The 24433-nt window shown below is 70.2% G+C and carries 23 protein-coding genes; 15 read left to right on the forward strand and 8 right to left on the reverse strand.

Annotation, left to right across the window (positions count from 1 at the left end):
* Positions 1-52: 52 nt before the first annotated feature.
* The 5 genes from ACWF7A_RS22415 to ACWF7A_RS22435 are packed head-to-tail and all read left to right on the forward strand — an operon-like array spanning position 53 to position 6357.
* Positions 53-964: an ABC transporter permease gene (locus ACWF7A_RS22415; RefSeq protein ID WP_452252411.1), complete on the forward strand. Its 912-nt coding sequence runs from the start codon at positions 53-55 to the stop codon at positions 962-964.
* Complete coding sequence (locus ACWF7A_RS22420; RefSeq protein ID WP_452252412.1) at positions 961-1947, forward strand: ABC transporter permease; 987 nt, start codon at positions 961-963, stop codon at positions 1945-1947. The genes ACWF7A_RS22415 and ACWF7A_RS22420 overlap by 4 nt, the downstream gene beginning before the upstream one ends.
* A 14-nt stretch (positions 1948-1961) precedes the next feature.
* Positions 1962-3632, forward strand: coding sequence for an ABC transporter substrate-binding protein (locus tag ACWF7A_RS22425; RefSeq protein ID WP_452252413.1), 1671 nt, complete (start codon positions 1962-1964; stop codon positions 3630-3632).
* Positions 3629-5158, forward strand: a complete 1530-nt coding sequence (locus tag ACWF7A_RS22430; RefSeq protein ID WP_452252414.1) for an ABC transporter ATP-binding protein — start codon at positions 3629-3631, stop codon at positions 5156-5158. The genes ACWF7A_RS22425 and ACWF7A_RS22430 overlap by 4 nt, the downstream gene beginning before the upstream one ends.
* A complete protein-coding gene (locus ACWF7A_RS22435) occupies positions 5155-6357 on the forward strand; it encodes an FAD-binding protein (protein WP_452252415.1) in 1203 nt (400 codons plus the stop codon). Before ACWF7A_RS22430 ends, ACWF7A_RS22435 begins: the two co-directional genes overlap by 4 nt.
* Here ACWF7A_RS22435 and ACWF7A_RS22440 read toward each other — a convergent pair.
* Together ACWF7A_RS22440 and ACWF7A_RS22445 are read right to left on the reverse strand one after the other, a co-directional pair.
* Positions 6330-6899, reverse strand: coding sequence for an SRPBCC family protein (locus ACWF7A_RS22440; protein WP_452252416.1), 570 nt, complete (start codon positions 6897-6899; stop codon positions 6330-6332). The two genes, ACWF7A_RS22435 and ACWF7A_RS22440, sit on opposite strands and share 28 nt — an antisense overlap.
* Complete coding sequence (locus ACWF7A_RS22445) at positions 6892-7389, reverse strand: helix-turn-helix domain-containing protein (protein ID WP_452252417.1); 498 nt, start codon at positions 7387-7389, stop codon at positions 6892-6894. The genes ACWF7A_RS22440 and ACWF7A_RS22445 overlap by 8 nt, the downstream gene beginning before the upstream one ends.
* 106 nt (positions 7390-7495) lie before the next feature.
* On the opposite strand from ACWF7A_RS22445, the gene ACWF7A_RS22450 reads away from it, so the two are divergent.
* On the forward strand, positions 7496-9625 hold the full coding sequence (locus tag ACWF7A_RS22450; RefSeq protein WP_452252418.1) for an RICIN domain-containing protein: 2130 nt from the start codon (positions 7496-7498) through the stop codon (positions 9623-9625).
* A 68-nt stretch (positions 9626-9693) separates the two neighbouring features.
* Here ACWF7A_RS22450 and ACWF7A_RS22455 read toward each other — a convergent pair whose 3' ends face one another.
* Positions 9694-10020 (reverse strand): DUF6204 family protein, encoded by a 327-nt coding sequence (locus ACWF7A_RS22455; RefSeq protein WP_452252419.1) that lies wholly within the window; start codon positions 10018-10020, stop codon positions 9694-9696.
* A gap of 69 nt (positions 10021-10089) precedes the next feature.
* Between ACWF7A_RS22455 and ACWF7A_RS22460 the strand changes: the two genes are divergently transcribed.
* Complete coding sequence (locus ACWF7A_RS22460) at positions 10090-10731, forward strand: thiaminase II/PqqC family protein (protein WP_452252420.1); 642 nt, start codon at positions 10090-10092, stop codon at positions 10729-10731.
* A gap of 36 nt (positions 10732-10767) precedes the next feature.
* Here the strand turns inward: ACWF7A_RS22460 and ACWF7A_RS22465 are convergent, their stop codons facing one another.
* Positions 10768-12267: a chitinase gene (locus ACWF7A_RS22465; protein WP_452252421.1), complete on the reverse strand. Its 1500-nt coding sequence runs from the start codon at positions 12265-12267 to the stop codon at positions 10768-10770.
* Positions 12268-12524: 257 nt separating this feature from the next.
* Between ACWF7A_RS22465 and ACWF7A_RS22470 the strand changes: the two genes are divergently transcribed.
* Positions 12525-13289 carry an alpha/beta fold hydrolase gene (locus tag ACWF7A_RS22470; protein ID WP_452252422.1) on the forward strand — a complete coding sequence of 255 codons (765 nt, stop codon included), beginning with the start codon at positions 12525-12527 and terminating at the stop codon, positions 13287-13289.
* On the opposite strand, the gene ACWF7A_RS22475 is transcribed toward ACWF7A_RS22470, so the two are convergent.
* Genes ACWF7A_RS22475 through ACWF7A_RS22485 form a run of 3 tightly spaced genes read right to left on the reverse strand, consistent with a single transcriptional unit; the run spans position 13279 to position 17937 of the window.
* Positions 13279-14109 carry an oxygenase MpaB family protein gene (locus ACWF7A_RS22475; protein WP_452252423.1) on the reverse strand — a complete coding sequence of 277 codons (831 nt, stop codon included), beginning with the start codon at positions 14107-14109 and terminating at the stop codon, positions 13279-13281. The two genes, ACWF7A_RS22470 and ACWF7A_RS22475, sit on opposite strands and share 11 nt — an antisense overlap.
* Positions 14110-14116: 7 nt before the next feature.
* On the reverse strand, positions 14117-15073 hold the full coding sequence (locus tag ACWF7A_RS22480; RefSeq protein ID WP_452252424.1) for a hypothetical protein: 957 nt from the start codon (positions 15071-15073) through the stop codon (positions 14117-14119).
* Positions 15074-15084: 11 nt separating this feature from the next.
* The gene (locus ACWF7A_RS22485; protein ID WP_452252481.1) at positions 15085-17937 is read right to left on the reverse strand and encodes an alpha-L-fucosidase; all 2853 of its coding nucleotides are present in this window, start codon (positions 17935-17937) and stop codon (positions 15085-15087) included.
* Between the two features lie 219 nt (positions 17938-18156).
* Between ACWF7A_RS22485 and ACWF7A_RS22490 the strand changes: the two genes are divergently transcribed.
* Complete coding sequence (locus ACWF7A_RS22490) at positions 18157-19026, forward strand: DUF4231 domain-containing protein (protein WP_452252425.1); 870 nt, start codon at positions 18157-18159, stop codon at positions 19024-19026.
* Between the two features lie 21 nt (positions 19027-19047).
* On the opposite strand, the gene ACWF7A_RS22495 is transcribed toward ACWF7A_RS22490, so the two are convergent.
* Positions 19048-19434: a hypothetical protein gene (locus tag ACWF7A_RS22495; protein ID WP_452252426.1), complete on the reverse strand. Its 387-nt coding sequence runs from the start codon at positions 19432-19434 to the stop codon at positions 19048-19050.
* Positions 19435-19464: 30 nt separating this feature from the next.
* Between ACWF7A_RS22495 and ACWF7A_RS22500 the strand changes: the two genes are divergently transcribed.
* The 6 genes from ACWF7A_RS22500 to ACWF7A_RS22525 are packed head-to-tail and all read left to right on the forward strand — an operon-like array spanning position 19465 to position 24371.
* The gene (locus ACWF7A_RS22500; RefSeq protein ID WP_452252427.1) at positions 19465-20010 is read left to right on the forward strand and encodes a helix-turn-helix domain-containing protein; all 546 of its coding nucleotides are present in this window, start codon (positions 19465-19467) and stop codon (positions 20008-20010) included.
* 27 nt (positions 20011-20037) lie between these two features.
* A complete protein-coding gene (locus ACWF7A_RS22505) occupies positions 20038-21117 on the forward strand; it encodes an NAD(P)/FAD-dependent oxidoreductase (protein ID WP_452252428.1) in 1080 nt (359 codons plus the stop codon).
* Positions 21114-21296, forward strand: coding sequence for a 2Fe-2S iron-sulfur cluster-binding protein (locus ACWF7A_RS22510; protein ID WP_452252429.1), 183 nt, complete (start codon positions 21114-21116; stop codon positions 21294-21296). The genes ACWF7A_RS22505 and ACWF7A_RS22510 overlap by 4 nt, the downstream gene beginning before the upstream one ends.
* Positions 21293-22492 carry an FAD-dependent oxidoreductase gene (locus ACWF7A_RS22515; protein ID WP_452252430.1) on the forward strand — a complete coding sequence of 400 codons (1200 nt, stop codon included), beginning with the start codon at positions 21293-21295 and terminating at the stop codon, positions 22490-22492. Before ACWF7A_RS22510 ends, ACWF7A_RS22515 begins: the two co-directional genes overlap by 4 nt.
* Positions 22489-23382 carry a dihydrodipicolinate synthase family protein gene (locus ACWF7A_RS22520; protein ID WP_452252431.1) on the forward strand — a complete coding sequence of 298 codons (894 nt, stop codon included), beginning with the start codon at positions 22489-22491 and terminating at the stop codon, positions 23380-23382. The genes ACWF7A_RS22515 and ACWF7A_RS22520 overlap by 4 nt, the downstream gene beginning before the upstream one ends.
* Positions 23379-24371 (forward strand): proline racemase family protein, encoded by a 993-nt coding sequence (locus ACWF7A_RS22525; protein WP_452252432.1) that lies wholly within the window; start codon positions 23379-23381, stop codon positions 24369-24371. The genes ACWF7A_RS22520 and ACWF7A_RS22525 overlap by 4 nt, the downstream gene beginning before the upstream one ends.
* The last annotated feature ends 62 nt before the right edge of the window (positions 24372-24433 follow it).

Here is a 24433-nt window from a genome sequence, read left to right on the forward strand (position 1 = left end):
GCCTACTGTCTCGCCGCGTCAGATCATCTCGGCGCAGAAGCAGGTCACGCAGTTGTCCACTCCCGTCACGCGGTCCGTGCCCGCCGCGATCAGATCGGTGCTCGCCCGCGACCGCTGGGCGCTCACCGGCACGATCACCGTCGTGGTGATCGGCCTGGTCGCGATCTTCGCGGACGTCCTCACCGCCATCGAGGGCCACGACCCGTACACCTACGACTCGTCCGCGCTCGACCTGAACACCGGGCTGCCCGCGGGACCGTTCGGCGGGGTGAGCGCCGAGCACTGGTTCGGGGTCGAGCCGCTGACCGGGCGGGACCTGTTCGCGATCATCGTGCACGGCGCGCGGACGTCGTTCCTGATCGGCCTCGCGGCCACCCTCGTGTCGATCGGGCTCGGGGTGCTGATCGGCGCGGCCGCCGGGTATCTCGGCGGGTGGGTCGACCGGGTCATCACCTGGAGCGCGGACGTCTTCCTCGGTTTCCCGTACCTGGTGTTCATGATCGCGCTGGGTGCCGTGGTGCCGGCCGAGTTCCCCCGCACGCTGCTGCTCGTCGTGGTGATCGGGTTCTTCGGGTGGCCCGCGACCGCGCGGATCGTGCGGGCGCAGGTGCTCACGCTGAAGGAGCGCAACTTCGTGAAGGCCGCACGGGTGCTCGGCGCCTCGCCGTGGCAGATCTTCCGCACCGAGCTCCTGCCGAACCTCTGGGGCCCCGTGCTGGTCATGGCAACGTTGTCAGTGCCGAACAAGGTCGGCCTGGAGGCAGCGCTGTCGTTCCTCGGGGTCGGGGTGCTGCCGCCGACGCCGAGCTGGGGCCGGTCCATCAGCGCCGCGATCGACTGGGTCCGGGTGGATCCGATGTACCTGCTGTTCCCCGGGCTGGCGCTGTTCGCCGTCACGTGGGGCTTCAACGCGCTGGGCGACGGGCTGCGGGACGCCCTCGACCCGAAGTGGGAGGCCCGGTGAAGCACGCGTTGACGCGCCTCGGCGGGATGGCGCTCGTGCTGCTGATCGTGGCGTTCTGCACGTACGTCGTGTTCTACCTCGTGCCCTCGGATCCGGCGCTGCTGGCGTGCGGCAAGCCGTGCACGCCGGAGAACCTGGCGCTGGCACGGGAGTTCATGGGCTTCGACGAACCGTGGTGGCAGCAGTTCCTCTCCTTCCTCGGCGGGATCTTCACCGGACGGACGTTCGGCACCGGCGTGACCGCGATCCACTGCGCCGCACCGTGTTTCGGCTACTCGTTCCAGCAGAACGCCGACGTGCTGGAGCTGATCGGCGACCGGCTGCCGGTGACGTTCTCGCTCGCGGTCGGCGCCGCGGTGCTGTGGGTGGTCCTGGGCGTGGGGCTCGGCGTGTACGCCGCGCTGCGCAAGGGTTCCTGGTTCGACCGGGCCGCGCTGGCCGGGTCGGTCATCGGGGTGTCCGCGCCGGTGTACCTGGTGGGACTGCTCGGCATCCTCCTGCTCGGGTTCCAGCTCAACGTCGTCCCGGTCGGCAACTACACCCCGTTCGCCGAGGACCCGGTCCGCTGGGCGTGGGGGCTGGTGCTGCCGTGGTTCGTGCTCGCGTTCGCGCACGGCGCCTACTACGTGAAGCTGACCCGCACGCAGATGCTCGAGACGCTCAGCGAGGACTACATCCGCACCGCCCGCGCCAAGGGCGTGCCGGAGCGGACCGTCGTCGGCAAACACGCGCTGCGCAACGTGTTGCTGCCCGTCGTGACGCTGACCGGCATCGAGCTCGGCTCGCTGCTGGGCGGCGCGGTGATCACCGAACGCGTGTTCAGCCTGCCGGGTCTCGGCGGTCTGCTGATCGACGCCGTGCACTCCCGTGACCTGCCGACCCTGCTCGGCTGCACCTTGTTCGCAGGTTTTCTCGTAGTCGTCGCCAACGCCGTCGTCGACCTGTCCTACGGCGTGCTCGATCCGCGAGCACGACTCACCTGAGGGAGGAAAGTCCGTTGTACAGCAAGAAACTTCTTGCGGTCGTGCTCGTCGGTGCCCTGGGGGTGTCGGCGTGTGGCGCGAACGACCAGCAGCCCTCCGGTGACGCGGCGGCCAAGCCCGGCAAGGGCGGCACGCTGCGCGTCCTGTCCGAGTCCCGCACGCTGAACCTCGACCCGGCCAAGTCGCAGAGCCTCGCGATCACGACGCTCGGCCTGGTGCACCGCAGACTGACCGGCTGGCAGAACGCCGTCGGGCAGCCCGCGAAGGTCGTGCCGGACCTCTCCGACACCGGCAAGACGTCCGACGGCGGCAAGACCTGGACGTTCGTGCTGCAGGAGGGCCTGAAGTTCAGCGACGGCACGCCGATCACGTCCGCGGACGTGAAGTGGGGCGTCGAGCGCTCGTTCGCACCGGCGTTCGGCGGCGGCCTCGGCTACCACAAGGACCTGCTCGGCGGCGGTGACTACAAGGGCCCGTTCGAGGGCAAGGAGCTCGACTCGATCGAGACGCCCGACGCCAAGACGATCACCTTCAAGCTGACCCGCCCGTACGGCGACTGGCCGTGGATCGCCTCGACGCCCGCGTTCGCGCCGGTGCCGAAGGGCAAGGGCGCCGAGCCGGACTACTCGGAGAAGGCCATCGCGTCCGGTCCGTACCAGATCGGGACCTACACCAAGGGCGTCGAGGTCAAGCTCTCGCGCAACCCGAACTGGGACGGTGCCAAGGACCAGGTCCGCGCGGGCCTGCCCGACGAGGTCGTGTTCCAGCTCGGCCAGGACGCCTCCGTCGTCTCGCAGCGCCTCGCCGCCGACTCCGGTGACGACAGGTTCGCGTTCGGCGCGTCCTTCGCCTCCCCCGCCCAGCTCGCGCAGCTGCAGGCCAACGCCTCGGCCAAGTCCCGCGTCGTGACGTCGAAGTCGGGTGCCGTCGCCTACCTGGCGCTGAACACGCAGAAGGCGCCGCTGAACAACGTCAAGGTGCGCCAGGCCTTCCAGTACGCGGTGAACAAGTCCGCGTACCAGATCGCGTCCGCCGGCACCGCCGCGCTGGCCGGGGACGCCGCGACGACGCTGATCACGCAGGGCATCGAGGGCCGCGAGCAGTTCGACCTCTACCCGAGCAAGCCCGAGGGCGACCCGGACAAGGCCAAGGCGCTGCTCGCCGAGGCGGGCTTCCCGAACGGCCTCGACAACCTCTCGCTGGTGCTGAACAAGTCCAACAACCAGACCGAGAAGGCCGAGGCGATCCAGGCCGCGCTGGCCAGGGCGAACATCAAGGTCACCCTCCGCACGCTGGAGGCCGACGCGTTCGAGACCGAGACGAACCTCTCGGAGAACCCGGCCTACGACCTCACCCTCTCGTCGTGGCAGCCGGACTTCCCCAGCGCCAACGCGAACATCCAGCCGCTCTTCGCGACCTCGGAGATCGGCAAGGGCGGCTACAACATCTCGCGGTACTCGAACCCCGAGGTGGACGAGCTGATCGAGGAGGCGCAGTCCACCGTGGACGCGGCCGAGGCCGGGAAGAAGTGGGCCGCGATCGACAAGCGGATCCTGGCGGACTCGCCGGTCGTGCCGCTGATCTACACCCGCAACTCGTTCATCCACGGCTCGAAGGTCGGCAACTTCTACATCGCCGACTTCCCGGCCTACCCGAACTACCTCCAGGTGGGTATCAGCAAGTGAGTGCGCTGCTGTCCGTCGAGAACGTCTCGGTGGACTTCGGTTCCTCCCCGGCGGTCAGCGAGGTCTCCTTCTCGCTGACCGCCGGGGAGGTCCTCGCCGTGGTCGGCGAGTCCGGGTCGGGCAAGACCGTGACCGCGATGTCGTTGCTCGGTCTGCTGCCGCCGACGGCCTCCGTGTCGGGGCGGGCGGTGCTGGCCGGGCGGGACCTGTACTCGTTGTCGGCGGACGAGCTGCGCGAGGTGCGGGGCAACGCGGTCGGCATGGTGTTCCAGGAACCCATGAGCGCCCTCAACCCCGTGTTCACCATCGGCAGCCAGATCGTGGAGGCCGTGCGGGTGCACCGCGCGGTCTCCCGGGCCGAGGCCCGTGCACGGGCGGTGGAGCTGCTCGAACTGGTCGGGCTGCCTCCCGAGCGGTTCAAGGCGTATCCGCACGAGATGTCCGGCGGGCAGCTGCAGCGCGTGGTGATCGCGATGGCGGTGGCGAACGAACCGTCGCTGCTCATCGCCGATGAACCGACGACCGCGCTGGACGTGACCGTGCAGGCCGAGATCCTCGGGCTGCTGCGGGACCTGCGTGACCGGCTCGGCGTCGCGATCCTGCTGATCACGCACGACATGGGCGTGGTCGCGGGCCTGGCGGACCGGGTGGTCGTGATGAACGCCGGGCGGGTGGTGGAGACCGGGCCCGTGAAGCAGGTCTTCGGACGGCCCGAGCAGGAGTACACGCGGACGTTGCTCGACTCGGTGCTGCGCCTCGACTCCCGTGAGCTGGACGCACGGCAGCCCGAAGAACCGGTGCTCAGGCTGTCCGGCGTCTCCGTCACCTACGGCAGGTTCCGCGCCGTGTCCGACGTGTCGTTCGAGATCGGGCGCGGCGAGACCCTAGGCCTGGTCGGCGAGTCCGGGTCGGGCAAGTCGTCGCTGGCCGGGGCGATCACCGGTCTCACCCGCTACACCGGGCGGCTCACGATCGCGGGCAGGGAGGTGTCGGCACTGCGCAAGGCCGACCGCGGCCGGATCGGACTGGTGTTCCAGGACCCGCTGTCGTCGCTGAACCCGCGTGCCACGATCGCGAGGTCGATCGCACAGCCCCTCCTGCTGCACACCCCGTTGCGCGGCAAGGAGCTGACCGCGCGCGTCGACGAGCTGCTCGACGCCGTGCGACTGTCGTCCGCGCTGAGGGACCGCTACCCGCACGAGCTGTCCGGTGGCCAGCGCCAGCGGGTCGGCATCGCCCGCGCCATCGCGCTCGGCCCGGACCTGCTGATCGCCGACGAACCGACGTCCGCGCTGGACGTGACGGTGCAGGCACGGGTGCTCGACCTGGTCCAGTCGCTGCAGCGCGACCTGCGGTTCGCGTGCCTGTTCATCAGCCACGACCTGGCTGTCGTCCAGCACCTCGCCGACCGGGTCGCGGTGCTGCACCGGGGCGTCGTGGTCGAGGAGGGCACGTCGGTGTTCGCCGCGCCGCAGGACCCGTACACACAACGATTGCTGGCGTCGGCGCTTACCGTGGACGTATGAGCACCAACTGGGCGGGCAACGTCACCTTCACCGCGGCCCAGGTCGTCAGCCCGGCCTCGGCCGACGACCTGCGTGCGCTGGTGCGCGGCTCCTCGGCCGTGCACGTCGTCGGGTCGGGTCACTCGTTCAGCACGATCGCCGACACGACCGGCACGCTGGTGTCGCTGGCGGCCATGCCCGAGGTCTTCGAGGTCTCCGGCCACACGGTCCGGGTGAGCGCGGGCATGACGCTCGCGGCGCTGGCCGTCCGGCTGGAGGCGGCGGGCCTGGCCCTGCACACGCTGCCGTCGTTGCCGCACATCACCGTGGCCGGGGCGATCGCCACGGCCACGCACGGCTCCGGCCGGCGTTCTCTCGCGGGCGCCGTGCGGTCCGTCGAGGTGCTGCGCGGGGACGGTTCGGTCGTCGAGCTGGCCTCCGCGGGCGCGGCCGTGTCGATGGGCGGTCTCGGCGTCGTCACCACCGTGACGCTGGACGTGGTGCCGACGTTCCAGGTCGCGCAGACGGTCTACCAGGACGTCGCCTGGACGACGCTGCTCGTGCGGCTCGAGCAGATCTTCGACGGCGCGTACAGCGTGAGCGCGTTCGTCGACTGGCAGGGCGGCGCGACGCTGTGGGCGAAGCACCGCGTGGGCGACGAGGAGTTCGCGTTCCCGGGGCGGCCCGCGTCCGAGCCGGCGCACCCGGTGCCCGGTCAGCCCGCCTCCCGCTGCACGCTGCAGGGCGGTGTGCCCGGCCCGTGGCACGAGCGGCTGCCGCACTTCCGCGCGGAGTTCACGCCGTCCGTCGGCGAGGAGCTGCAGACCGAGTACTTCGTGCCCCGCAGCCGCGCGGTGACGGCGTTGCGGGCGCTGGCCGAGATGTCGACGGTGATCTCGCCGCTGGTGCAGGCCTGCGAGATCCGCACGATCAACGGCGAACCGCAGTGGCTCAGCCCCGCCTACGACCGCGACAGCATCGCGATCCACTTCACCTGGGTGCCGGACACCCCGGCCGTGCTGCGGCTGCTGCCCCGCCTGGAGGAGGCGATCGCGCCGCGGCCGCACTGGGGCAAGCTCTTCACGGTGCCGCCGGCGCTGCTGGCCGCCCGGTACCCGCAGTGGGACGCCTTCCGGGCGCTGCTCGCCGAGCACGACCCGAAAGGCGTCTTCCGCAACGACTTCCTGACCCGCTACTTCGGGTCGGCCGGGCCCCTCTGACGCAGGGCATCCAGCTCGGCGTCGGAGAACCCGTAGGTCGTCACGACGGTCATCTTCGCGCTGGTGACCACGAGGCCGGGGCCGAACTCCTCGACGACGACACCGCGCTGGTTCGCCGACTCGAAGAACGGCTTCCCGTCCACGCCGAGGTCGACCTCGGACGGCCAGAACAACGTCCGCCGTTCCTCACCGGGGTGGAACTCGTGCGCGAACTTGAGCTGGTGCAGGAACGTGATCCAGCCCTCGGTGATGTCCTCGTAGTAGTCGTCCCACTCGGGTGAGGTGCCCTTGGGCGCGCGGGTCAGCACCACGCGCGTGCCCTCGGGGACGGCGCTCAGCGCGAACGTGTCGTGGCCGTGGACGATCAGCGTGGTGCCGTCCTCCTCGGCGTTCGTGAAGAAGATGTGGTCTATCTCGGCTTCGAGCTCCGGTGCGTCCCAGCCGTGCCAGTGGCGCAGCTTCTCCTTGTCCCGGAACGACTGCCACACCTCGTCGACCGGCGCGGCCACGGTGATCTCGATCCGTACTGGTTCGTCACTCATCTGCTACTCCGGGGTGGCCCAGGGCGACCACCCGGTACGGGCGGCCTGACTCGGTGTCGTACTTCAGGGCGATCTGCCGCACCGCTTCGGCCAGATCGCTGGTGAACTCGTGGACGGCGCCGGGCGCGCCGAAACGGACCGTCGCCTCCACCGTGAACGTGAGCAAGCGCTTTCCCGCACCGGCCGCGGCGCCTGACATCCGCTCGACCTCGCGCGCGGTGTCCTCGGCGACCGACACGAGGTGCGTGGCGGCGAACTGGTCCTGGACGCCGGCCGCGATCTCCCGGCCGGGCTTCGCGCGCAGCACCCGTTCGACGCAGCCCCGCCGCTGCCGCTCCTCGACCAGTTCGACGAGTCCTGCCTGCTCCAGGGCTCGCACGTGGTAGTTGACGCGCTGCCGGGGCAGGTCGAGGGCCGCCGCGAGCTGCGTCGCCGAGGCGGGCGACTTCAGCAGCTCCAGCAGCGACAGACGCAACGGCGACAGCTCCACGCATAGCACGCTCTCATTTGACAAAATCGTTTGTCAATACCGGAACGGGACCGGAAACGGTTAGGTTCGTTGACGGTTGCAACAAACCACCCTCACCCTGTGACCCGTGAGAACCCCCCTGCTGGTGGCAGCGTTGGCAGCAGCGGCGATCGTTCCTGTGTGGACGGTCGCGGCGCAGGCCGACGTGGTGCCCGGAACCTCCTATCAAGTGACGAACGTGGGCAGCGGAAAGTGCGTGGAGTCGCTGGGCACGGCCAACGGCTCCCAGCTCCGCCAACAAGGTTGCTCCGGTCAGACGTGGACCTTCACGCCCACGAGCGACGGGTACTTCACCGTCGGCCAGGGCCAGGTCTGGGACGTCTCGAACGTGTCGACCGCGGACAACGCGGCTGTCCACATGTGGCAGTCGTTCAACGCGAACAACCAGCAATGGCGCCCTGAACAGGTCGGCACGGACATCTACCGGTTCGTGAACCGCAACAGCGCCAAGTGCCTCGACGTGCCCGGCGCGTCCACGGGCGACGTGCAGCTGGTCCAGTACACCTGCAACGGGACCAACGCACAGCTCTTCCGCCTCACCGGCGGCACGCAGCAGCCGGGCCAGCCCGACTTCGGCCCGAACGTGCTCGTCTTCGACCCGTCGATGCCCGCCGCCACGATCCAGGCGCGGCTGAACGACGTCTTCCGTCAGCAGGAAGAGGGTCAGTACGACGCGCGCCGGTACGCGATCATGTTCAAGCCCGGTAACTACAACGTCGACGTGAACATCGGCTTCTTCACCCAGGTCCTCGGCCTGGGCCTGTTGCCGGACGGCGTGACGATCAACGGCCAGGTGCACGTCGAGGCCGACTGGTTCCAGGGCAACGCGACGCACAACTTCTGGCGTGGCGCGGAGAACCTCGCGATCCGCCCGCCGTCGGGCACCAACACGTGGGCCGTCTCGCAGGCGTCCGCGATGCGCCGCACCAAGACCTACGGCAACATGCAGCTCGACGACAACGGTTGGTCCAGCGGCGGTTTCCTCGCCGACTCCGTGGTCACGGGCCAGGTCCGCTCCGGTTCGCAGCAGCAGTGGCTGTCGCGCAACACCGAGTGGGGCTCGTGGACCGGCGAGAACTGGAACATGGTGTTCGTCGGTGCCCGCAACGCACCGCAGACCTCGTTCCCGGAGCCGCCGTACACGAACGTCGCGCAGACCCCCGTCATCCGGGAGAAGCCGTTCCTGAACGTCGACGGCGGCGGCAACTACAACGTGTTCGTCCCGGCCCTGCGCTCCAACACCAGCGGCACCACCTGGGCCGCGGGCAACCAGCAGGGCACGAACATCCCGCTGTCGCAGTTCTACATCGCGAAGCCGGGCACCTCGGCCGCCACGATGAACGCGCAGCTCGCGGCCGGCAAACACCTGCTCCTCACGCCGGGCATCCACCAGGTCTCGGAGCCGATCCGCGTCACCCGTCCCGACACCGTCGTGATGGGCCTCGGTCTCGCGACCGTCATGCCCACCAACGGGAACATGGCACTGGACGTGGCCGATGTGGACGGTGTGAAGGTCGCCGGGCTGCTCATCGACGCGGCCCCGACCAACTCCCCGCTCCTCGCGCAGATCGGCGCCCCGGGCAGCAACGCCAACCACTCGGCCAACCCGACGTCGCTGCACGACGTGTACGTGCGCATCGGCGGTTCGGCCGTCGGGCGGGCCACGACCTCGTTGGTGGTCAACAGCCACAACGTGATCGGCGACCACCTCTGGCTCTGGCGAGGTGACCACTCCATCGGTGTCGGCTGGGACCTCAACACGGCCGACACGGGCCTGATCGTCAACGGCAACAACGTGACGATGTACGGCCTCTTCGTGGAGCACTACCAGAAGTACCAGACCATCTGGAACGGCCAGGGCGGCCGGACGTACTTCTACCAGAACGAGATGCCGTACGAGGTCCCGAACCAGGCAGCCTGGATGAACGGCTCGACGCGCGGCTACGCGGCCTACAAGGTCTCGAACAACGTCACGACGCACGAGGCGTGGGGCCTGGGCAGCTACGCGTTCATGAACGCGAACCCGTCCGTGGTGGCCGACAGGGCGTTCGAGGTGCCGAACACGCCCGGTGTGAAGTTCCACAGCATGGTGACCGTGTCGTTGGGCGGCAAGGGAACCATCCAGCGGATCATCAACAGCTCGGGCGGCACGGCGACGGCCGGGTCGACCGAGGCCTACCTGGCGAACTACCCGTGATGACGCACCTGCGCCGAGCATGACGCAGACGGTCCCGCACTCCGCCGGAGTGCGGGACCGTTCGTCGCTCAGCCCAGGCGCTTCGGCCGGTTGATCTTCATCTCGTCCATGTCGGTGACCTTGGCCTTCAGGCCCTGGAAGTCGACGCCCAGCTCGTCGAGCGCGGTGGACGCGCGCCGCAGTCCCGCCTCGTCCGGCTTCTCGGCGGCGGTGAGGATCACGCGGTAGCTGAAGAAGTCGAGCTTCTCGTCGTAGGTGAGCGCGCCCTCTTCGCTGAAGCCCGCGTCGCGCAGGAAGTCGAAGTCCCGCAGCCGGTCCTTCAACGACACGCGCTGGTCGTCGGTCAGGTCGGCGAAGCGTCCGCGGACGAGTACCCGGTAGGTGTGTTCAGCCACGAGCGAAGATGGTCCCCGATCCCCCACCGCTCTGGCCAACGATTTCCAGGTTGCGGAAGAATCTCGACCATGAACGCAAAAGAGCTGGTCACGCGCATCCGGACGGAGCTGCACCCCGGTGACCACGACAACCTCGTGGTGAAGCTGATCGAGACCGGGCAGGCCCCGCGCGCCGTGATCCAGACGTTCGCCGCGGAAGAGAACCACATCGTGTCGTCGGACTGGCGAACATTCCTGGCGCTGGCGAGCAAGGCGAGCGAGCCGAACGCGCGGGCGTTCTTCACGTTGCTCGCGGGCGGTGAGGAGCTCGTGCTGCCGATGTTGCGGCCGCTGGCGGAGGCGGCCGGCATGTCGGCCGAGGCCTTCCAGGCCTACGAGCCGTTCCCGGGCTGCCAGGCCTACCCGGCGTACCAGGCGTGGATGGCGCTCAACGGCGAGCCGACGGACGTGATCCTCGCGATCCTGGCGAACTTCACCGCGTGGGGCGGCTACTGCGCGCGCATGGCGAAGGGGCTGCGCGAGCACTACGGGTTCGACGACGAGGCGTGCGCGTTCGTCGACTTCTTCGCCACCCCGGCGCCGCAGCTGGAGGAGCGCGCGGTCGCCGCGATCCAGGCCTCGCTCGACGCGGGCTGGCAGCCGAAGCACGCGTGGCGCTACGGCCGTCTGCTGCAGGCCTACGAACTGCAGTTCTGGTCGACGCTGGCGTGAAGGGCGGGGGCGGCCCACCAAGCCGCCCCCACACCGTCATCGAGGCAGATAAGCCCGGTGGGCCTTGGAGAACTCGTAGTTGTTGTACTTGTCCCAGTTGATCGACCACGTCATGAGGCCGCGCAGGTTCGGGTACACGCCCTTGGGCTTGTAGCTGCCGCACCGCGTTCCCTTGGTGAGGCAGTCCAGCGCGGTCTGCACGTCCGCGACGGACGTGAACCCGTTGCCCGCGTACTGCGCGGCGGGCAGGCCGATCGCGACCTGGTCCTGGCGCAGGCCCGTGAAGAACTTCGACGCGTCACCGCGCACGGGGAACCCTGCGAGCACCATGTCGGTCATCGCCACGTGGAAGTCCGCGCCACCCATGTTGTGGTACTGGTTGTCCAGCCCCATCACGGGTCCCGAGTTGTAGTCCTGCACGTGCAGCAACGTCAGGTCGTTGCGCATGGCCTCGATCACCGGCAGGTACGCGCCCGTGCGCGCGTCGCCGGTGCCCGTGCCGCCGTAGAACTGGTAGCCGACCTGCACGAAGAACGTCTCCGGGGCCATCGTCAGGACGAAGTTGGCTCCGTAGCGCGCCTTCAGCGACCGCAGCGCCGAGATCAGGTTCACGACCACGGGCGTGGTCGGGTTCTTGAAGTCGAGGTCACCGGGGTTCAGCGACAGCGAGTGGCCCTCGAAGTCGACGTCGAGCCCGTTCAGGCCGTACTTGTCGATGATGCCGCCGACCGTCCGCACGAACGCGTCCCGCGCCGCCGTCGTCTCGAGCCGCACCTGGCCGTTCTGGCCGCCGATGGAGATGTTGACCTTCTTGCCCTTCGCCTGCTGGGCGCGGATGCCGGCGATGAACTCGGCCTCGGACTCGACGTTCGGGCACTCCGCGACCGGGCACTGGCTGAACCGCAGGTCGCCCGAGGTGGCGCTGGTCGGTTCGGCGAACGAGAGGTTGATGACGTCCCACTCGTCCGGCACGTCCTTCATGCGGATGTAGCCGGAGCCGTTGGCGAAGCTCGCGTGCAGGTAGCCGACGAGCACCTTGCGCGGCAACTGCCCCGTGGGCGGCTGACCGGTCGTGGTGGTGGTCGTCGTCGTAGTCGTCGTGGTTGTGGTCGTCGTGGTCGAAGTCGTCGAGGACGTCGTCGGACCCGTGCCACCGGTGCACGCGGCACCGTTGATCGTGCAGTTCGACGGGTCGGCGGTGCCGGCGGCGTTGAAGCCGAACGTCACACTCGCGCCGGGTGCGACGGAGCCGTTGTACTCCCGGTTGACGAAGGTGTGGTGGTTGCCGCTCTTGGTGAGCAGCGAGTCCCAGTAGGCACCGACGGTGGTCGAGGCGGGGTAGTCGAACTCGACCTTCCAGGAGCTGATCGCCGCGCTGGTCTCGTTCTTGATCGTCACCGTCGCGGTGTACCCGGTGCTCCAGCCGTTCTTGGAGAACGTCGCCGTCACTCCGGCGGCGCTGGCGGGGGCGAGGCTCACGATCACGGTGCCGAGCACCAGTGCGGCCACCGCGGATATTCGAGCGAACAACAGCATGGGTTCCATCCCTCACGCGTTGGCGGCCGGCAGGGGGTCACCCCGAATTGGACTAGACCATCTATCGCGAAGTCAAGGTCGGTGGCGTGGCCGGGAACGTTGCCGGGCGGATTCGCGGTCGAACGGGTGCATCGTGGTACCGCCCCCACGTCCCCCGTACTGGTCGTACGGGTGCGTCGTGGTACCGCCACCAGGCGCCCTGCTGGGCGTGGATCCGCCCGCCAACGGGCCTGGTCACGCCACTAGACTTCGTGGTCGTGCCCCACGCTCGTGCCTCCGACGGAACCAGGCTCTTCTACTCGGTCGAGGGCTCCGGACCCCCGCTGTTGCTCATCGCGGGCCAGGCGAACTCCTCGAAGTGGTGGTCACAGGTCCGCGAGGACTTCTCCGCGCGGTTCACGACGATCGTCACCGACCACCGCGGCACCGGTTCCAGCGACAAGCCCGACGTCCCGTACAGCACGCGGATGTTCGCCGGGGACTCCGTCGCGGTCCTCGCCGACGCGGGCATCGACAGGGCCCACGTCTACGGCACGTCGATGGGCGGCCGGATCGCGCAGTGGATCGCGGCGGAGCACGGCGACCGCGTCGACCGGCTGGTGCTGGGCTGCACCTCCCCCGGCGGCGCGCACGGCGTCGAACGCAGCCCTGAGGTGCGCAAGTCGCTCGCGCAGGTCGACGCGATGAAGGCGCGCAGGGCGTTGGAAGCGCTGATGTACACGCCGGCGTACAAGGGCCCGTACAACACGCTGGGCGACCCGCAGATGCCGCCGTACGCGCGCAAGCGGCACCTCTTCGCGAGCGCCGAGCACGACGCGTGGGACGCGCTCGAGTCGATCACCGCACCGACTCTCGTCGTGCACGGCACAGAGGACGTCTTCAACCCGACGGCCAATGCTCCCCTGATCACCGAACGCATCCCGAACGCGAAGATGCACCTCATCGAAGGCGCACGGCACGGCTACTTCGAGGAGTTCCGCGCCGAAGCCTCGCCTCTCGTGGTGGACTTCCTCAGCTCGTGACCCACCGGAGGCCGCGCATCAGCGCGTGGCCCGCGAACCGCACACCGGTGGCCTCGGCGATCGGCAGGTAGGGCAGCCGGAGCGGCATCCGCGCCCACGCCGGCAGGGTGGCGACCGCCGTGGCGCTCAGGATCCCGTACGGTCCGCGCGCCAGCAGCGGGAGCGGGGCCTTGAACAGCAGGAACCTGGCCGCCTCGCGCGCCTCGGCCGTGCCCTTCAGCTCAGCGCGGTACGAGTCGAGCTTCGCCTCGAGCGCGGCGGTGGTGCGCGGCGGGTCCGGGATGCCCATGGCGTCCGCGATGACGGCCATGTCGGCGACGTACCCGTCGTAGTCGTCGAGCGGCTTCTCGCCGTAGCGCTGGTGGCAGCGCAGGAAGCTGTCCACCTCGGCCACGTGCACCCAGCCCAGCAGGTGCGGGTCGTCGGCGCGGTACCGGCGGCCGTCCGGCGCGGTGCCGTGGATGTGCCGGTGGACGCGCCCGAGCCGTTCGACGGCCTCCAGCGCGTCCACGGCGGTGCCGTAGGTGGTGACGGCGACGAACAGGCTCGTGCGCTGCAACCGGCCCCACGGATCGGTCTTGTAGTCGGAGTGCTGGGCCACCGCCGCCATCGCCAGGGGGTGCAACGACTGCAGCAGCAACGCCCGCAGCCCGCCGATGAACATGGCGTGATCAGCGTGGACGTGCCGGATCGGCCGGTCCTCGGCGAACAGGCGCGGGCCGGGCGCGTCGTGGATCCTGCGCGCGTGGTCCGCCCGCTCCGGGCCCGCGACCTTCTCGAAGAGTCCCTGGCTCAGCTGCCGCCTCAGTGCCTCCAGCATCACTCCATCATGCGCTCCAGTAGTCGCGATCCGGAAGGATCAGCCACTGGTCCGGCTCGGTGAACGCCTTGTCGTTCTTCGGGCGCACCCCCGCGTAGGCGCAGCAGAACGCCAGTGCCTTGTGCGCGTACAGGTGTTCCAGCAGCACCTGCATGGTGTCGCCGCCCTCGTTCGGGCCGCCGCCGGGGTGCAGGTCCCAGCCGACCGTCTCGCCGTCGCGCTGGATGCTGCCCTGGTTGCCGCTCTTGGGGTTCGCGTACATGCCGTACACGACGGTGCCCTCGGACAGCAGCTTCGTCACCACGGGGGTCTGCACGTTGAAGTACCAGGGCTGGAACAGGATGCACCCGCCGGGCACCTCGGTGACGCTGAACGCGCGCTCGGTCTCCTCCTCGAACGGAGAGGGGTACCAGTCCCCCGCCGGCACCTCGGCCGGCACGTCGGACGAGGGCACCACGCGGGCGTTCAGCCTGCGCGCGACCTCCGCGGCGTCGAGCCCGGCGACGCAGGCCACGCTGTAGCCGTCGTGGTACGGGAACCCCTTCAGCGCGGTCACCAGCCTCCCGCACTCCGCGGTCGCCTCCCACTCGGCCTCGGTGAGCGTCTCGCCCGACGGGATCACGTGCGGCGTGGTGAGGCTGAGCCGGGCCGGGGACCAGCCGGACATCATGGGACGCACCGGGTCCGCGCCCGCGGCGAGCAGCACCCCGACGCTGTCCGCGTCGGCCTCGCGCACCGCCCGCCACAACGCCGTGCGGCCGTCGAAGACCTGGTCGACGTCACGGACGCGGGCGACGACCTCCGCCACGACCTCGGCGGAGCCCACCTCCGCCGCCATGTGCAGCGGAGGCATCCAGAACGGGCCGCTGTCCGGGTCGGCGCCCACGTCCAGCTTCGCGCGCACCGCCGCGAGGTTCTTCCAGTCGTAGTAGGAAATGCCCTGCCACAGATTCTCTTCCCCCATGCCACCGCACCCTAACCGACCGCGATCCGGTCGAGGTCGGGAGCGCCCGAGGTGTCGTTGCCGAACCTGACGGTGTTGGCGCCGGCGTTGAGGGTCACCGGGATCTCGGCCACGGACGGGGTGGTGTTGCCGACTCCGTCGACCTCGATCTCGACGGGTGCGCCGCCGTTGACCGTCACGAAGAACGAGCGCGGCCCGTTGACCGTGAACTGGACGAAGAGCTTGTAGGAGCGCGTTTCCGGCACCGTCACGTCCGGAAAGGTCACCGACGCGTCGGCACTGCCGCCGATGTTGCGCACCTTCTCCCCGCCTGAGCACCGCGCGCAGTTCGTCAAGCCGGTGCTGCCGAGCTGGTTCGCCGAGTCCTCGGCCTCGCGCACGAACACGCGGTCGGCGGGCCTGGTGCGCACCGGAACAGCGCCGGAGACCGTGCGCTCCGAGCCCAGGAGCCGGAACGACGCCGTCACCGGGATGCTCACCGAGCCCACGTCCTGCGCGGCGGGCGAGGTCGCGGTCCACACCCCTTCGAGCAGACCGCCCAGCCGCATCGAGTCGCGCGTCGCCGGCCCGCCGGTCAGCGTCCACCCCGCGGGCGGCACCGGCGCCAGCGAGACGTCGTCGATCTGATCGTCGGCGTCGAGCCGCAGCCGGGCGGTGATCTTCACGGCCTGTTGTCCGGGCCCGACCCATTGCACGCCATGGGGATGCACGGTCACCGTCGTCTTCGGCGTGTAGCCCGCCGGAGGCGGTCCGCCGACCGAGATCCGGTCCAGCCCGAGCCGTCCGGAGCCGAAGACCTTCACCGTGTTGGCGCCCGCGTTCAACGGCACCGCGACCGACGTCGGGGACGGCACGTCTCCGCGATCCTCCGGCACCGCAACGGACACCGGTGCCGCGCCGTTCACCGAGACCGAGACGGTGGACGCCTCGGCGGCCGTCAGGTCGAGCTGCAGCCGGTGGGTTCCCGCCGTCGCAACGGAAACATCGCGATAGGTCACGGCGTTGCGCTCGCCACCACCGAGCCCGGACACCTGACGAGAGCCGGAGCACGCCGCGCAGAACTCACCGCGCGCCGCACCCGACCGTGCCGCGTCCTCGGCCTCCCCCGTGCCGCCGTGCAGCCCGCGCGGATAGCTGTGACCGACCCGGATCTCGTCGATCTTCAGGTCCTTGGAGTACGTCGGGGCCTGCGGACCGCCCCAGGTGTTCAGCACGGTCAGCCTGAGATACCTGGCCTCCTGCGCGCCGATGTCGATGAACCGCGTGCCCCGGGCGGACGGCAACGCGCCGCTGCGGACGTGCCGCCAGTCGCGGCCGTCGTCCGACGCCGTCAGCTGGTAGTCCTTGATGCGGCTCGAATCCTCCGGCCTGCCGAACGACACGCGGGCGTGCGTGGGCGACGACTCGCGCTGGCTGACCGCGAGGAACGCGGCCTTCCTGCGCCGTCCCAGGTCCAGTGAGATCGACACGGGCTGGGCGCCGGCGGCGTCCCAGTACGTCTCGTGGCTGCCGTCGGTGAGGTTCGAGGCGGGGAAGCCGTTCGCGGACGACGTCGCCGAGGCCTTCACGCCGGTGTAGAAGCCTTGCTGCCCCAGGGTTTCCACTGCGAACACCGTGTCGTACCGGTCCCACTTCGTGATGCCCTGGATGGTCAGGTGCCCGGCCGACTGCGCGAACCGCAGCCGCTCGCCGGTGCGCAGGTCACGAACACTCGTGACCCGATACCCGTTGTCCCGCAGACGAACGAAGTCCGCACGTGGCCTCGTCACCACGTGCACGTACTGCTTGCCGGTCTTCGGGCTGATGGTGATCACGCCGTGCGCGCCGTCGTTCCAGAACCCGGGCTGCATGCCGCCGTACAGGTACCCGGCGCCTTCGACGCCCTGGATCGACTCGCGGATCGGCGGCACCCACTGCGCCATGAAGTCGTTGTAGGCCTCCTGCTGCGCGGGCATCCTGCCGTTCACCATCGGCGTCTCGGCCATCAGCGACTTGATCGACGAGCCCGCGTTCGTGACGTAGCGGCCGGTGTTCAGGCGCGTGTCGACGGCGTGGCTGCCGCCGTCGTACCACCAGTCGCCCGTGGTCGGCAGCTTGTAGCAGGCCTCGGACAGGCGCGGCATCGGCGTGAACGTCGCCGCCGGGTAGTCGTAGGCCGGGACCATGCCGGTCTTCTGCTCGTTCGAGACCGTGTCCATGATCGGCGTGTCCTCGTTGTTGTTGCTCAGCAACCACGTCGGGCGCAGCTGCCGGACCTGCTCGTAGAGCCTGTTGCGCTCCCAGTACTCGTTGTCGTTGTCGATCCAGAAGCCCGCGAGGTCGTCGTAGTTCCTCATGACCTCGAAGAACAGGTCGTAGCTGTACCGGCCGAAGCCCTCGCGCGTCGTGAGGTCGACCTGCTCGCCCTTGTAGGCCGAGTAGGCGGCCGAGTCGAGCATCGGGACGCCCTGCTCGCTGTGCCACTGCGGGTCGTCGGTCATGTAGAGGACGACCTTCACACCCTTGGCCCTGCCCGCACGGACGAGCTCACCGAGCAGGTCGCGCTCGGTCGCGCAGCTGCCGGGGACCTTCGACGGCCACGGCCGCGCGTAGCCGAGCCTGCTGTGGAACGTCGCCAGCACGACGTAGGAGGCGCCGAGCTTGCGGGCCTCGTCGATCCAGTAGTCGGCCGTCCAGCCACCACCGGTGACGTCGCGCTCCCACGCGGCGCAGTCCAGGTGCTTCGGGGCGGTGAACATGCCCCAGTGCAGGAACAACCCGGCAGTGGACTGGCGCAGCCACTCCTGTCTCGGGTGCCGCACCTCGGCCTGGGCGGCTCCCTGTGCCACGACCGCGAAAAGACCTCCGAGCAACACAGCCACCATGACCAGGCACACGCGCCGTAATCCCATGACTCACGCTCATCTCGTCCGGGGCGGCGGCGAGAAGATCCGATGATTGCAACCGGGACGAGTTCCGGTCAACCCGGACGACGCCTTCGGCCACGTCGCCCGGAGAAGCGCTCGCCGGGAGATCATGATCGGGATAATCGGGAAGCCCGGCCGTGCACGACCACCCTGGCCGGCAGAGGGGGAGAGCAGCGGATGGACGAGAGGCACCTGCCCGGCTTCTACCACGACGCGGAGGCGGTCTCCCGGCGCGGACAGCGACTGACCCTGCTGTTCAGCCGGGTGCGGCTGATCGGCGCGGTGGTCGCGGCGGTGGGCGGTGCGTTCAAGTGGCAGATCGGCGGCACCGGGGTCGACCTCTGGGCGTGGGTGGCGCTGGCCGGGTTCCTGACCGCCCTGTTCGGCGAGCTGCTGCTGTGGGTGATGCACCCGGAGCTGAAGTGGAACGCGGGCCGCACCGTCGCCGAACGCGTGAAGTCGCTGGCGTGGCGCTACGCCGTGGCGGGCTCCCCGTTCCACAGCGGCCCCGGGGTCCCGCGCAGGGATCTCGAGCTGGCCATCGCCGACGCGGTGAAGGACCACCGCCGCGACGTTCTGCTGACCAGCGCGAACGACGTGGGCGAGCAGGTGATGACCGAACTGCGGGCCAAGCCGTTCGCCGAGCGCAGGCACGCCTACCGCGAGGCCCGCGTCCGGCCTCAGATGCAGTGGTACCGCCAGAGGGCCGCGATGAACGAGACCCGCGCGAACGTGTTCCGCGTGCTGATGATCGTCGGTGAGCTCGTCGCGATCGTCTTCGCCATCCTGCGCATCAACGGCGTCTGGGACGTCGACCTGTCCGGCGTGATGGCCGCGGCCGTCGCGGGCGGCGCGGCGTGGATCGGGCTGCGCCAGTTCGAGAACCTCAGGGTGTCCTACACGGCGGCGGCCGGCGAGCTCGCGGACATCTACCAGCGACTCCCCTACGCCGCGGAGGGCGAGTGGGCCTCCACGGTCGCCGAGACCGAGGCCGTGATCAGCAAGGAGCACACCGCCTGGCTCGCGTCGAGGCCGAGCGCGACCTGACCGGCCAGGCGGCGCGTCCGCTCAGCCGAGCGCCTCGACGACCTTCGTCACCATCGCGCGTTCCGCCGCCGCGACCTCGCCGTCCGCACCGGCGACCGAGCGGCACATCTCCGACACGGCCGCGCGGAAGATCGCCACGTCACGCGGTTCGTGGGCGTCGATGATCGCGACCGAGGCGCGCAGCGCGGCCAGCACGCCCGACTCCACATCGGACGTCGAGCCCGTCGGCAGCGAGGGCGGGGCGGCGGCGATGATGGCGCGCAGGTCGTCCGAGAGCAGGGTGATGGCCCTGATGCCGGCGTGGCTCTCCTCGTCGACCGAGCCGGGGTCCGCAGTGGACACCAGCACCATGGCACCGAAAACGGCCGTGCGGAGGGTCTGCCCCTCCGCCTCCGTGTACGCAGTCATGGGCGCAAGCCTATGCAACGATCAGTGGCTATGAGTGCGGGTCAGGTGCTTGGCGCCAACATCAGGGCGTTCCGGGAGCAGCGCGGGCTGTCGCTGTCGGAGCTCGCGCGGCGGTCGTCCATCGCCAAGGGCACGCTGTCCCAGCTGGAGACCGGCGCGGGCAACCCGACGATCGAGACGGTGTTCAGTTTGTCGAACGCTCTGGACGTGCCGGTGTCGGAGCTCGTCACGGAGCGAACGGCGCCGGACGTGGTGCTGGTGCGCGCCCGCGACGTCGAGGTGCTCAGCAGCAACGCCGTCGACCTGCGGCTGATGCGGCGGATGGACATCGGCGACACCGTGCTGGAGATCTACGACCAGCGCGTGCGGCCCGGCGCGGTCCAGACCAGCGAAGGTCATCCCGGCAAGGAGCACGTGCTGGTCACGGGCGGGCGGCTGCGCGTGGGCCCGGCCGAGAAGCCGTACGAGCTGGGGCCGGGCGACTACGTGTGCTTCCCCGGCTCGCTGCCCCACCTGTACGAGACGCTCGACGGTGAGGTCAGCTCGGTACTGGTGCTGGAGTACCCGAAGCACTAACGTTCATTCTAATGAACGGAGGTGGCGATGCACCCGGACGTCGTGGTCATGGGCGCGGGCATCATCGGGGCCGCATGCGCCCAGGCGTTGCAGGCGCGCGGACTCCGTGTGGTCGTCGTCGACCGCCGCGGACCGGCGTCGGGCACCAGCGCGGCCGGTGAGGGCAACGTGCTGGTCAGCGACAAGGGCCCCGGCCCCGAGCTCGAGCTGGCCCGGGCGAGCCGCCTGCTGTGGCCGGAGCTCGCGCAGGACGCCGAGTGGGAGGAGAAGGGCGGCCTCGTCGTCGCGACCACCCCGTCGGCCGTGGCGCCCCTGCAGGCCTTCGCGGCCTCCCAGCGCGAGGCGGGCATCGACGCCTGCGAGATCACGACCGAGGACGCGCTGGCCCACGAGCCGCACCTCAACCCGGAGATCACCGCCGCCGTCCACTACCTGCAGGACGCCCAGCTCAACCCGGTGAAGGCCACCCGCTCCCTGCTGCGCGGCATCGAGGTCAGGCGTCTCGAGGTGTCCACAACGGACGGCAGGTCGGTCACGACCTCCGACGGCGTGATCAGCTGCGGCGCCGTCGTCAACGCCACCGGCCCGTGGGCACGCGAGTTCGGCGTGAACGTGCTGCCCCGCCGCGGCGTCGTGCTCGTGACGACCCCGATCCCCGGCACGATCCGGCACAAGGTCTACGACGCGGACTACGTCGGCGCGGTCGCGAGCGGCGACGCCGACCTGCAGACGTCCGGCGTGGTCGAGTCGACGCAGGCGGGCACCGTGCTGATCGGGTCGAGCCGCCAGCGCAAGGGCTTCGACGAGACGATCGAGAGCCGCGTGCTGACGGCGTTGGCGCGCAGGGCGATCGCGATGTTCCCGATGCTGAGGGACGTCCCGGTGATGCGGGCGTACGGCGGCTTCCGCCCGTACGCGCCGGACCACCTGCCGATCATCGGCGAGGACCCCCGCACTCCTGGCCTGTGGCACGCGACCGGGCACGAGGGCGCGGGCGTCGGCCTCGCCCCGGCCACCGGCCGCCTGCTCGCCCAGCTGCTCACGGGACAGGACCCGCTCACGGATCCCCGCCCGTTCCGCGTCGACCGGCCGGAGGTGATGGTGTGAGGGTCACGTTCAACGGCCTCCAGCGTGAGGTCGCTCATGTCGCGGAGTTGTTGCCCGGCAGGTACTTCTGCGGCATCGGGGTGTGCTTCGGGTGCGTCGCGGAGATCAACGGCGTGCCCGAGGTGCGGGCGTGCCGGCATCCGCTGCGCGACGGCGACGTGATCAGGACGACGTCATGAGGGTGGTCGTGGTGGGCGCGGGTCCTGCCGGGATGGCCGCGGCCCGGACCGCCGCCGACGCCGGTGCCGAGGTCGTGATGGTCGACTCGGAGCCCGAGGCCGGTGGGCAGTACCTGCGCGGGCGGGCCCGGTTCGCGCACACCGGGGTCACGCACCTCAAGAACACCGAGGTGTGGATGGTGGAGGGCGACGCGGTGCACCTGCGCGGCCCCGGAGGAGCCCGTCTCCTCGCCTTCGACGCGCTGGTCGTCGCCACCGGCGCCTACGACCGTCCCCTGCCGTTCCCCGGCTGGGACGGTCCCGGTGTCATCACCGCCGGGGCCGCCCAGGCCCTGGCGAAGCAGGGCGTCACCCTGGCCGAACGGGTCGTCGTCACCGGCACCGGCCCGTTCCTGCTGCCGGTGGCCACGGCGCTGCAGGACCTCGGCGCCACCCTCGTGGGCGTCTACGAGGCCTCCTCTCCCACCCGCTGGCTCCGCGAGGCCAGGGCGATCGCGGCGAACCGCCACAAGATCGGCGAGCTGGCGAGCTACCGCAAAGTCCTGCCCCGCCTGGAGACCCGCGCCGCCGTGGTCGGCAAGCACGGCGACCGCGTGACGGTCGCGAAGCTCGACGGCCAGTGGCGCCCGGTCAGCCACCGCACCGTGCACGCCGACCTGGTGTGCGTCGGCTACGGCTTCCTCCCCCGCACGGATCTCGTCCCGGATGCCAGTCGCAGCAACGACTTCCTCGACGTCGACGAGCACCAGCGGACGTCGGTCCCCAACGTCTACGCGGCCGGCGAGGTCACGGGCATCGGCGGTGCGGACCTGGCCGAGGCCGAGGGCGTCGTCGCCGGTGCCGCCGCGGCCGGGCGGCAACCGCCCGCGAAGGCCCTGGACGCCGTGCGCCGGGGCCGGTCGTTCGCCGGTGCTCTGGCCAGGGCGCACGAGGTCCAGCCCGGTTGGCAGACCTGGCTCGACCCGGACACCACCGTGTGCCGGTGCGAGAAGGTCCGCCTCGAAGACCTCACCGAAGCCACCAGCATGCGCGAGCTCAAGCTCACCAGCCGTGTCGCGATGGGCCGGTGCCAGGGCCGGGTCTGCGCCCGCAACGCCGCCGACCTGACCGGCGTCCCGTTCGACGGCCAGCGCCGCGTCATCGCGGTCCCGATCCCCCTCGGCGATCTAGCAGAACTCCCGGAGGACAAGTCATGACCGAACGCCTCGACGGCGTCATCGTCGCCACCGCTCTCCCCTACGCGGAGGACCCGAAGGCACCCGCCGGGCTGCGGCCCGACCTCGACCGGTTCGCCGAGCACTGCCGCTGGGTCGTCGACAGCGGCTGCCGCGGCGTCGGCCCGAACGGCTCGCTGGGCGAGTACTCGTCGCTGACCGACGCGGAGCGCCGTGAGGTCGCCCAGACCGCCATCGCCGCCGTGAAGGGGCGCGGCATCGCGGTCATCGGCGTGCACGGCGTGGGCGCGCACCAGGCCCGGCACTGGGCCGAGCTCGCGGCCGAGGACGGCGCGGACGGTGTGCTGTGCCTGCCGCCGACGATGTACCGGGCCAACCGCGGCGAGGTCGTGCACCACTTCCGCGAGGTCGCGAAGGCCGGGTTGCCGATCATGGTCTACAACAACCCGATCGACACCAAGGTCGACCTGACGCCGGACCTGCTGGCCGAGCTCGGCCAGATCGAGAACGTCGTGGCGGTCAAGGAGTTCTCGGGCGACGTCCGGCGGGTGCTGGAGATCCGCGCGGCCGCCCCGCACCTCACCGTCGTGGCCGGCGCGGACGACGTCGTGCTGGAGAGCCTGCTGATGGGCGCGACGGGCTGGTTCGCGGGCTATCCCAACGTGTTCCCGGCCGAGAGCAAGCAGCTGTTCGACCTCGCCCTCGCCGGGGAGCTCGACGAGGCGCGCGCGTTGTACGAGAAGCTCGTGCCCGCGTTCCGCTGGGACTCGCGCACCGAGTTCGTGCAGGCCATTAAGCGTTCGATGGACTACGTCGGCCGGTACGGCGGCCCGTGCCGTCCCCCGCGCGGGCCGTTGAGCGCCGAGCAGCTCGCGCAGGTCGACGCGGACATGAAGCTGGCGACGTCATGAGGTTCGCCAAGTACTTCAGCGCGGTCGACTCGCACACCGAGGGCATGCCGACGCGGGTGATCACGGGCGGCGTCGGCGTGATCCCCGGCGAGACCATGGCCGAGAAGCGCCTGAACTTCATCAAGAACCACGACCACGTCCGGAAGCTGCTGGTCAACGAACCGCGCGGGCACGCGGCCATGAGCGGCGCGATCCTGCAACCGCCCACCCGGCAGGACGCGGACTGGGGCGTGCTGTTCATCGAGGTCTCCGGCCTGCTGCCGATGTGCGGTCACGGCACGATCGGCGTCGCCACGGTCCTCGTCGAGACGGGCATGGTCGAGGTGACCGAACCCGTCACGACCGTCCGCCTCGACACCCCGGCCGGGCTGGTGCTCGCCGACTACGACACCCGCACGAAGCTCGTGACGATCCGCAACGTGCCGGCGTACGCGCACGAGCTGGACGCGGTCGTCGACGTGCCCGGGATCGGCGAGGTCCGCTACGACATGGCGTACGGCGGCAACTTCTACGCGATCGTGCCGCTCGCGGACCTCGGAATCCCGTTCGACCGGGCGGAGAAGGACCGGATCCTGGCGGCGGGCCTGTCCATCATGGACGAGATCAACGCGATGAACCCGCCGGTGCACCCGGTCGACGCGGCCATCAGCGGGTGCAAGCACGTCCAGTTCGTCGCGCCCGGCGAGGACGGTGCCGACTCGCGCAACGCGATGGCGATCCACCCCGGCTGGTTCGACCGTTCCCCGTGCGGCACGGGCACCTGCGCCCGGATGGCCCAGCTGCACGCCCGCGGCCGGCTCGGGATCGGCGAGGACTTCGTGAACGAGTCGTTCATCGGCACGAGGTTCATCGGGCGGCTGCTGGAGGAGGTCCGGCTCGGTGACCGCACGGCCGTCGTGCCCGCGGTGGCCGGGCGGGCGTGGATCACCGGCATGGGTCAGTACCTGCTCGACGAGACAGATCCCTTCCCGGAGGGGTTCGCGCTCTAGTGCCGTGACCGGCGGCCTTGCCCCTTGCCAGGCGTTCGGACGGCTGCGTCGTGGTGCCGGCT

The sequence above is a fragment of the Lentzea sp. NPDC055074 genome (assembly GCF_053608005.1).